A 7,391-nucleotide genomic window follows, 5' to 3' on the forward strand; every position below is an offset into this window, starting at 1 on the left:
CAACAGTAGTTCCTCTGTGAGTATCGCCGAATCGATCCGTATTTCTCCTCTGGCTAGTCTCTGTACTAGCTGAGATCTCGACATTCCCAGAGCTTTGGCTTTCTGACGGAATAATTCCCAGTCCCTCGGTTCGAGCCTCAAGGTCACTGTCTTGGTGTTCCTGTCTGATTTTGGTCTTCCTCGACCTTTTGTCATCTTTTCCTTGCTCAGTCATACATTACTCCTGCATTATCGCATACGCAAAAAATCAGGACGGCTAGGTCTTGACTTTTATTTTTGAATATGCAAATAATAGCGTAAAGGGATATTTTTGGCATGTCTAAACATCCAAAAGTCAAATAAGGGACTTGCGATCGCGTAACAGAGCGCTGCGATTTCACAAGGCGCACACTGCGGATCGCTCTTCTGTGACAACTTTACCCAGCTTTCGACGATGAAACACTCCGACTGGCTACACCTTCAATCCGAAGGCGAGAGCGTCTGTGCTATCTTGCGCCAACAAGGTTATGTCTGCCGCAAACAGACTCGACGCCTATCCTGGAAACTTTCTAAAACGGGTCAAAACGATTACATTCTCAGATGGCTACCAGCACCCATCAACGAATGGAATTTGATGCCCAAGGATACCAGCCCACAATGGGAACAGCTTTGGCAACTCATTGAACGCACCTTAACCACCATCAGAGGGGAAGCCAGGAAAACTCTGCCCAAACCCACTTCACAACTGGAAAATAACTCCCGCCCTTGGGCAATTATCCGACTCCTACCTGATGCCAGACGGCATACAGTGGTGAGATTTTTCAACCGTCAAGATGCAGAGGATTACCGACGCTTTCTCAAGCGTTTTATACCGGATGCTGAATTTGAAGTTTTTTTCGATGTTCCCAACGAACAGCTTTAAAGCACAACTAATTAAACAAACGATTAAACCAGGAATAAAGCGATCATGACTGCCTTATTTCGCCGCATCAAACCTGCCCAAAACTTCCGCATCACTAAGCATCAAGTTGCCAGATTCTTAAATATTCCGGCTTCCCTCATCGTAAAAGTCGAATCCTGGCTTTACGTTATCTTTGTCCATCGTCTCGACAAAGGAGGACAATTTATCAGCTATCGTCAGATGGAACAATGGAAAAATGCCATTGCCTGTCACCTGCAAAAATGTTCTACGCATCAACAATTACACAGTTTGTGGAATGCGATTAAATATGATCAGACAAAGCACCGCAAACAATACGCTGATTCCATCTTGCCTTTCCTCAAGACAATTTTGGAAAAATGCCTCCTCACCGAGTAGGTTTGTAGCGAAATCACCCCATGCAAGAGGAGGCGATTGAAATCGCTGCTACACTAATGTATGCGAAGCCTTCCCGAAGGGTAGTCCGCGCAGGCGGACTAAGTTAAGAGCGATCGCGCTTATTTTGCATTGATGTTGGATGGGAGTGGATGTTGGGTTTCGGCGCGTCAACCCAACCGACAGTGATAGGCGATCGCACTATCCTGCAATTGTTAGATAAACAGCGCTGGCGAAACCTGGAAGTAATCGCCAAGTGCCTTAGCTTGTGCTTTGCTAATGAATCGCTTGCCGTTTACCACCTCAGACACTACACCACTCGATCCAATCACACCCACCAAGTCAGATTGACGAGTACCACTGGATTCCATGATGTGTTGGAGAATTTCATGAGGTGCAGCTTGATCCATCGGATAGTTCTCTTCCTCATAGGCTTCAATCAGCGTTACGAGCAACTTGTGTAGCGCTTTCTCCTCTGGAGTTCGGTTTTTGGCAAAGGTTAGCCGTTCTGCCTCTGCTAGGGCGCGATCATACTCCTGTTCTGTCTCAATCACTTTGGGCGCGACTTGTGCGAGTAGATGGCGATAAGCGTCTTGGTCAAAAGTAAGGATCATTTTTCCACTTGCCTTTGTCGTATTCGGCATGAGTTAAAAAATATTTGTAGTAAATTGTTTGAGTTTCGTAGTCGATACCAACAATCAGACGATAGTCATTGCCTTTGAGATTGAAGACGGTAAAGTTCCCAACCGCTTCAGCGTCTCGGTAAATTTTCCGAACGTCCTCTAAGTTTTGCCATTGTGCCTTCTTGAGTGTTGCGTACCATGCATCAATTTGGTTTTTGACATCGGGGTACTGGGCAGCATTAGTACGGAGGTTACTAATTGCAATTAGGTGCATGTGTCTTTACTTTAGTTTCTAGTGTCATAGGCAGGAAGAGATCGTATTTAGTATCATTCAGTTCATGCGGGTACATATCACTTTTTAGGCTGAGTTTGAGGTACGGAACCCAACTCAGTGGGTTAGTGTGAACATTATTTGCTTTCTCGAATATGCTCCCGTATACCAATACTCTCATTTTGAGAGGATTTTGTCAAGCTGGGATAACTCTATACTTAAATTAAGCTTGAATTGGTTGTGTGATCGCCTTAGACTTGATTGAACGGCAATATGCCACAATCTTACTGACTACTGCGATATTGGCGTCAATTTATGATAATATATAATATTATCATAATATATAATATATAGTTCTTTTTAGACTTCACAAGTCTTGCAAGTCTTGGTTAGAGGGGTTCTTCTAGAGGTACTCAAGGGCGTCTCAACAGTGCAGCCTTGGACTCTGTTCTTCGAGAACATTAAGGAGGTTCTTATGAATGCACCTGTTGTCTATGTGACGGTTGGTTCATGCGGGGTAGCGTTGTTGCGGAGGTTGTGTGGCTTACTCCAAATGTACTGGGAGCGTCGTGAGATCTGAAAGAGGTTCCTGTCCAAGAACAACGCTAATGGGGGTTCGATTCCCCCACTCCGCACTTCTCGTATCTTAGTTTACGCCAAGTAATAGTAAGTTGTACGTAAGTTAAGTTGTCTGGCATCACTGCCCTAACGATTTAAGCGATCGCCACTTTCAAGCGCTGGAGGTAAAGACTCTTGCTGGAAGGGAGTTTGAACCATTGATTGCTGTTGTCGCTAGTGTTGATGTCTCTATCCCTAGATCCTATCTGCTATCATCCGATATTCCCACAACTCGACTAAGCCCGATCGCATGGCTGATGGCGAAGACAGCGCTACGACGAAATAAGTGCGATCGCGCTTATTTGGCGTTGATGTTGGATGGGAGTGGATGTTGGGTTTCGGCGCGTCAACCCAACCTACGGCGATAGGCGATCGCACCGACTGATTATTGCGTTCAAAAAACTGTACCATCACTCTCAATCTGAATCGGCGGAACCCCTCCTTCTCTTAATTGTGCTGCAATCTTTCGTCCGGCTGTCCAAGTGCCACCTTGCAGAACTTTAACTAATGGTAATTGGGTTGCTGTTAAGTTTAGCTGTTTTCGGATAGTATCTGCAATTCTATCCAACAGACTTACAGTCAGCGCTCGCCACTCGACAATTACTTCAGAACCCGGTAAGTGGCGCTGCTGCAAAATAGCCGGATCTTTCACCACAATCAGTCCTAAATCGAGGCATAAACCGCCATTGCGATACTCGGCTAATCCGGTGAGTTCGTCTAGTCCAGTAATTTCTAACCCTAATTCTTGTAAAGCTTCTAAAAGAGAGTAAGTTAACCACTGGGAAAGTTTGTGAAACGGTATATAGTGATCACTCGGCTTTTCCCCGGAGAGGGCAGAATGATACCAGACATCGCCCAAATTTACTCCCGCGATCGCAAGTCGTCCTGACCAAATATCACCTAACCCCTCTAACACAGCCGAGAGTACGACTTTCGCGGGTAGCTTGCCGATAACGTTGGGTTTAGATAAGTTATCGGTTGTTTCCATAACCTTATCTATTAAACTCCCTTCTATCGCTTCTCCCTCACGGCTTGAAAGACTCAGCAAATACTTGACCAAATTACCCGGACGGGGATTTTGATCACCAAACAATTTCGGATGAGTCTGTACGGATTCTCCCAAGCGCTGTAAAAGTTTTACCCTACCCTCTAAACCTAAAAGGGGATTCGTTGAACTCACCTGAAATCCTGCGGCTAATTGCTCAACCGTTAAGTTTTGTAATCCTTTTGTATCGGCTTGTAAGGGGTATTCTGGATTACTGGAAAACATACCCTGGCAGAACAGGCGGAAACTGGCAACGGCTAACCCTTCAGAACGGCGAAACACTTGTCCCGTTTCGGCTTCAACATATTGCCAATCAGCACCCGCCCCCGCATCTAATAAAACACTAACAATAGCTAAATCAAATTTAGTTTGGGCTTTTTGTAGGGGAGTGAGTCCGGCTAATTTTTGTGATAATTCAGCAAGGCGTGGCACATTTCCGACTTCAAAATGCCGCCAGCGACTGTGGAATGGGATATTAAAATCAGGATAGTCATCCTGCATGACTTGAATTACATAACGTGCCACGTTCTCTAGCTGGGTTAAATCGCCGCCGAAGTAATGCAACTGGTTTGCCTCAGCCAGATCCAAGACGCGATCGCACCGTTCTCGAATCGCTTGTGGTGTTCTTAGATATGCAATGGTTTGTTGGTCATTTGTCATTTGTCATTTGTCATTTGTCATTCGTTATTGGTTCCAGATAACTTGAGTGAAGCGAAGGCTCAAACTTTAAAACGTTTCCATAATTTTTTTATAGTGTGTACCCCTGAATAACTGTCTGTCGGTATAGGTTACTACAGACGCCAGCGCGGGAGTACACACTCTACTTGTGATTAGACACACTTACTGTTCTGAATTGAAGGAAACACTGCTGACTATGAGGAAGCTAAGTCACTAGATCAAGAATAACAAAGAAGTTGCCTGAAATCAAATCTGCAATCATCTTTTGTTTTTGGCATTTCATTCGTCATTGGTTTTGCTCAACTTCCCAAGTTCCAATAACGAACCAAAAATTATCACAGGAGACTACGCCCTTTAATCGCCGCTAATTTTACTGCATCGGGTGCGGTTGTTTCCGTGTAATAACCAGCCGCTTGTTTGGCAGCAATTTCGACCATGGCATCTTCGGGAATTAAATCGTCGGGAATCGGGATGCGTTTGACAATCTCAATACCTGAACTGGTGATCGCATTGTATTTCATGTCGCTCATGGAGACAAAACTGTCAATGCGAGTAATTCCCAACCAGTGTAGTACATCGGGCATTAGTTCTTGGAACCGCATATCGGGGGCACCCGCCACACATTCAGTGCGGTTGAAATAGGCATCTGCGCTATCGCCGCCTTCTTGTCGCTTACGGGCATTATAAACCAGGAATTTAGTGACTTCACCTAATGCCCGTCCTTCTTTGCGGAAGTAAACCAAAACCCCTGCACCTCCGGCTTGCGCGGTTTGCACACAAACTTCCAAACCATGTACCAAATAAGGACGACAAGTGCAGATATCGGAACCAAACACATCGGAACCGTTGCATTCGTCATGCACGCGCACGGCAAGTTGGCGATTGGGATCAGTAATCGCGTCCACATCGCCGATTAAGTAGGCGGTAATCCCACCAATCGGAGGTAAGAAAACCTGTAAATCGGGGCGAGTTACCAGTTCCGGGAACATTCCTCCGGTTTGCTGGAAGAGGGCGCGGCGTAATTCTCCTTCCTCGACGTTGAGTCGGTGGGCAATTCCCGGAAGATACCACACGGGGTCAATGGCGACTTTGGTGACCACTAGACTGCCGTTTGGCTTGACAATTTTACCGTCAACTGATAAGCGATTTTTCTGGATCGCCTCTTGGATTTCCGGCAAATTGACATGGGCTTGGGTGACTGCGATCGTGGGTCGAATGTCGTATCCTTGCTCATAGAGATCGGCGTAAACATCCCCCACCATTCCCCCAAAGGGGTCAAGAGACACAATGCGATTAGGGTCAGCCCAACTGGGATGGGAACCAATCTCCACCACTGGAGCCGTATTGGTCAAATCCGCTCGGTGATTGGGATGAAGCGCTCCACTGGCAACGGCTAATGCCCGATAGACGGAATAGGAACCAGAGTGAGTGCCAATCACGTTACGATGAGCAAGGTTTGTCACCGTACCAATAATCGGTCCTCGCTTGAGGGGATCAATTTCTCCCCAATGCAGGCGAGGGGGTTGTTTCCCGGAACGCCCTGGATGAGAGGTCAAAACAATATGTTTTGGTTTCGACTTCGACAACGGTTGTGATAGTTGCATAATGGCTCCTATGTAGAATGCACCTCAAATTGACGTATGAGTCGTTTAATTGAAGCAAGCTCTGATCATAGCAAGTAGAATGGGTTCTGCGTGAACCTGATAGAGCTAAGTGTCAACACCCTGTTATTTTTTCTTAAAATACACCGGAATGGCTCAGAGGCTATGGTACGAGGAACACAGTGACTGGGGCATAGGACTCCGAGTCACTGATATAGCGCTACGCGCCGGGGAATAGGGAATAGGGAATGGGCAATAGTGAAGACAAAGCCCACAGCCCGTCAAATTACCCTTAGGGTAATAAAAATGGCGGGTTATTCAGGGAGTCCTGCTTGTTGGAAAACCTGTTGAGGAGTCAGTTGCAGTCCTTCTAAAAGGGTATCCGTTAATGTTGCATCTCCTCGTTTCGTCTGAGGTGGGGCATCGGGATAAAATACCGTAATTGTCCTAGCGTGAATATCAACAATCCATACTCTTAATACTCCTGCTTGCAGGTAATCGACTGCTTTTTCTGCTAAATCCCCAAACGATTGTCCGGGTGAGATTATTTCCACTGCCAGTTCGGGTGCAGTAGGACAGGCTTGATCTTGCAACCAATCTTCACCTAAGCGTTCAAAAGAAATATAGAGTACATCAGGGATAGGAACCCAATCTTTACCCTGGCGCTTGAGAATAACTGCCCATTCTTGGCAGGCAATGCCTCTATCTTGATGCCATTCTTTGAGTAAGTTAAGTAGAGCGAATTGTATCAGGGAATGGAAAAGTTTAGGAGACATTTTCGGGACAGCTTGACCGTCAATGAGTTCATGGGCAATACCCGTTTCTGGCAGTGCCATAAATTCTGGCAGTGTTAATTTATTTTTGGCTTGAATCATGGTTGAACGTCTTCAAGACAATGAGGTTGTTAATGTTATCGACGGTTTAATCACTTCAATATCTTAGCGAGTGCAGGGGAATCGCTCTTAAACCTGACACTAGCTTTAACCATTTTTACCCGGATTTCAATTCGTTTTGAGGCGGTTAAAAGCTACAGTCCTTGTGTGGCAAGCTTCCTGATTTATTAAAGTTGACAGTTTAGCACACTAAGTCCGGAAGACCCGAACCCCCCTGCCCTCACAATGGTAGGTTTTTTAAGATGGGGGTTTAGGCAAGACAAGGAAGACAGGTAGACCAGTAGACAAGGAAGAGTGAGAACGAAAAATAGGGCGTTTCGGCTTTTAGAAGTTAGTTTAACCGAACCGAATTCTGTACGGTTTTCCCC

Annotated in this window: 9 protein-coding genes and 1 tRNA gene; 3 read left to right on the forward strand and 7 right to left on the reverse strand. The window is 45.8% G+C overall.

Features of this window, described 5'->3' with window-relative positions; translation table 11 throughout:
* A partial coding sequence (locus RIG66_RS29205) for a hypothetical protein (RefSeq protein ID WP_446382913.1) occupies nt 1-214 on the reverse strand: 214 nt, incomplete at its 3' end.
* A gap of 219 nt (nt 215-433) precedes the next feature.
* Between RIG66_RS29205 and RIG66_RS29210 the strand changes: the two genes are divergently transcribed.
* Together RIG66_RS29210 and RIG66_RS29215 are read left to right on the forward strand one after the other, a co-directional pair.
* Nucleotides 434-901, forward strand: coding sequence for a hypothetical protein (locus RIG66_RS29210; protein WP_446382915.1), 468 nt, complete (start codon nt 434-436; stop codon nt 899-901).
* A gap of 45 nt (nt 902-946) precedes the next feature.
* On the forward strand, nt 947-1,297 hold the full coding sequence (locus RIG66_RS29215) for a hypothetical protein (protein WP_446382917.1): 351 nt from the start codon (nt 947-949) through the stop codon (nt 1,295-1,297).
* A gap of 212 nt (nt 1,298-1,509) precedes the next feature.
* Here the strand turns inward: RIG66_RS29215 and RIG66_RS29220 are convergent, their stop codons facing one another.
* Both RIG66_RS29220 and RIG66_RS29225 read right to left on the reverse strand, forming a co-directional pair.
* The gene (locus RIG66_RS29220) at nt 1,510-1,908 is read right to left on the reverse strand and encodes a helix-turn-helix domain-containing protein (protein ID WP_446382929.1); all 399 of its coding nucleotides are present in this window, start codon (nt 1,906-1,908) and stop codon (nt 1,510-1,512) included.
* Nucleotides 1,892-2,191: a type II toxin-antitoxin system HigB family toxin gene (locus RIG66_RS29225; protein WP_446382919.1), complete on the reverse strand. Its 300-nt coding sequence runs from the start codon at nt 2,189-2,191 to the stop codon at nt 1,892-1,894. The genes RIG66_RS29220 and RIG66_RS29225 overlap by 17 nt, the downstream gene beginning before the upstream one ends.
* A 525-nt stretch (nt 2,192-2,716) precedes the next feature.
* On the opposite strand from RIG66_RS29225, the gene RIG66_RS29230 reads away from it, so the two are divergent.
* A tRNA-OTHER gene (locus tag RIG66_RS29230) sits at nt 2,717-2,823 on the forward strand.
* A gap of 178 nt (nt 2,824-3,001) precedes the next feature.
* Here the strand turns inward: RIG66_RS29230 and RIG66_RS29235 are convergent.
* From RIG66_RS29235 to RIG66_RS29250, 4 genes are all read right to left on the reverse strand, one after another.
* Nucleotides 3,002-3,217 (reverse strand): hypothetical protein, encoded by a 216-nt coding sequence (locus tag RIG66_RS29235; protein ID WP_446382921.1) that lies wholly within the window; start codon nt 3,215-3,217, stop codon nt 3,002-3,004.
* The gene (locus RIG66_RS29240; protein WP_446382923.1) at nt 3,201-4,511 is read right to left on the reverse strand and encodes a URC4/urg3 family protein; all 1,311 of its coding nucleotides are present in this window, start codon (nt 4,509-4,511) and stop codon (nt 3,201-3,203) included. The genes RIG66_RS29235 and RIG66_RS29240 overlap by 17 nt, the downstream gene beginning before the upstream one ends.
* Nucleotides 4,512-4,864: 353 nt before the next feature.
* A complete protein-coding gene (locus tag RIG66_RS29245; RefSeq protein ID WP_446382925.1) occupies nt 4,865-6,133 on the reverse strand; it encodes a GTP cyclohydrolase II in 1,269 nt (422 codons plus the stop codon).
* A gap of 311 nt (nt 6,134-6,444) precedes the next feature.
* Nucleotides 6,445-7,005: a Uma2 family endonuclease gene (locus RIG66_RS29250; RefSeq protein ID WP_446382927.1), complete on the reverse strand. Its 561-nt coding sequence runs from the start codon at nt 7,003-7,005 to the stop codon at nt 6,445-6,447.
* Nucleotides 7,006-7,391: the final 386 nt, after the last annotated feature.

Origin of the sequence: Coleofasciculus sp. E2-BRE-01, from assembly GCF_040221695.1 — a bacterium.
Lineage (GTDB): Bacteria > Cyanobacteriota > Cyanobacteriia > Cyanobacteriales > Coleofasciculaceae > Coleofasciculus.